The 1877-nt window shown below is 63.3% G+C and carries 3 protein-coding genes; 1 reads left to right on the plus strand and 2 read right to left on the minus strand.

The genetic code is table 11. The annotated features are described in order from the left end of the window. Positions 1-195 precede the first annotated feature (195 nt). Both EOD07_RS32925 and EOD07_RS32930 read right to left on the minus strand, forming a co-directional pair. Positions 196-753, minus strand: coding sequence for an HNH endonuclease (locus EOD07_RS32925; protein ID WP_027167440.1), 558 nt, complete (start codon positions 751-753; stop codon positions 196-198). 110 nt (positions 754-863) lie between these two features. Next, the gene (locus tag EOD07_RS32930; protein WP_127238204.1) at positions 864-1523 is read right to left on the minus strand and encodes a DNA-3-methyladenine glycosylase; all 660 of its coding nucleotides are present in this window, start codon (positions 1521-1523) and stop codon (positions 864-866) included. An 81-nt stretch (positions 1524-1604) separates the two neighbouring features. Between EOD07_RS32930 and EOD07_RS32935 the strand changes: the two genes are divergently transcribed. Further along, a partial coding sequence (locus tag EOD07_RS32935; RefSeq protein ID WP_245470586.1) for a glutamate--tRNA ligase family protein occupies positions 1605-1877 on the plus strand: 273 nt, incomplete at its 3' end.

Raw genomic sequence — 1877 nt, forward strand, 5'->3', positions numbered from 1 at the left:
CGCTGCAACACGCTTACGCAACGCCATCGGTAACGGCTTGCCCATCGCGGTTTCTCCCTTCTACCGCAATGAATCATCAAACCGTCATTCAGGGAATCCCGAATCCTTTAAAAGGCGACGTGCTTTAAAGTACGTGAGCACCGGAAGCGGAGACATTTGCTTCAGACGGCCAGCCCCCCGAATTCTCGAACGATCTCAGGGTTCCAACTCCACATCCCAGTAGAGATAATCCATCCAGCTTTCATGCAGATGGTTGGGCGGGAACAGGCGGCCGTTGTTGTGCAGGTCGTGCACCGTCGGCTGATAGGGCTTCTGCAGCGGCCACATCTTGGCCTGCGCCGGCATCATGCCGCCCTTGCGAAGATTGCAGGGCGAGCAGGCGGCGACGACATTCTCCCAGGTTGTCGCCCCGCCGCGATGGCGCGGGATGACATGGTCGAACGTCAGATCCTCCGGCGTGCCGCAATACTGGCATTGGAAGCGGTCGCGCAGGAACACGTTGAAGCGGGTGAAGGCGGGATGCCGCGACGGCTTCACATAGGCTTTCAGGCTGACCACGCTCGGCAGCTTCATCGAGAAGGTCGGCGAGGAGACGGCGTGCTCGTATTCGGCGACGATGTTGACCCGGTCGAGGAAGACAGCCTTGATGGCGTCCTGCCACGACCAGAGCGACAGGGGGTAATAGCTGAGCGGACGGTAGTCCGCATTCAGCACCAGCGCGGGAAGCCCATCCGGAGATACGGCAACCGTCACGTCCTTCGCCTCCTTCGTTCTAAACCGAACGGCGCGGATACTGTAAGCCCGACATGACAGGGATGTGAAGCGGATTGTCTCTCGCCGAAACCCTCAAAAACGCATGATTTTCATGCTTTTTTGGCCATTTCGACGGGAGGCGCCGCGTCCCTGCCCTTCAGTTCGCGATAGTAGGCCCAAAAAAGCCGCGACGCGACACCCCGCCAGGGGCTCCATGATTCGGCCAGCCGGATAAGCATTTTCTCCGGCGGACGCGGGTCGATGCCGAGCGCATGGCCGACCGCCGTCTGGAGCGCGACGTCGCGCGCGGGGAACACATCCGGGTGGCCGGCGGCGAACAGCAGGTAGCACTCGGCCGTCCACGGGCCGATGCCCGGCACTGCCGTCATCGCCGCGATCGCCTCGCCGGCTTCCAGGGTGCAGAGGTGATCGAGATCGAGCCCGCCGGCCACCGCTTCGGCCACGGCGAGCAGCCCGCGCTGCTTCGGCCGCGACAGCCCGGCCTCGCGAAATACGTCTTCGCCCGCGGCGAGGATTGCCTGCGGCGTCAGCGGGTCGACCAGCTTGACCAGCCGGCCGAAGATGGCGTCGGCGCTCGCGCGGGAAACTTGCTGTGAGACGATGATGGAAGCGAGGCTCCCAAACCCCGGTTGCGACAGCCGCAGCGGCACCTCGCCCGCTTTGCCGCGCACCGTCTCCAGCCGCGGATCGATCCGGCAGAGCGCGTCGAGCCCTGCCGCAATGTCGTCGAGCGAGGCGATGCGTTGCACGTTTGCTTGTTCCCAGGGCGACAAATGATGGCTAACTATCAACCGGCGGAAGCACCTGACAACCTGAATGCCGCCTGAAAGATGACGCTCCTGACATTCCGCTTCGCGCCGAGCCCCAATGGCGAACTGCATCTCGGCCACGCCTATTCGGCCCTGCTCAACCAGAAGATGGCGGCGCGAGCGGGCGGACGCCTGCTGCTGCGCATCGAGGATATCGACATCACCCGCTGCACGCCGCAATTCGAAACCGGCATCTTCCGTGACCTCGAATGGCTGGGGTTGCGCTGGGAAGCACCGGTGCGCCGCCAGTCGGAACATTTTGCCGAATATCGCGCGGTGCTGGACCGGTTGATC

It is taken from the genome of Mesorhizobium sp. M2C.T.Ca.TU.002.02.1.1 (assembly GCF_003997225.1).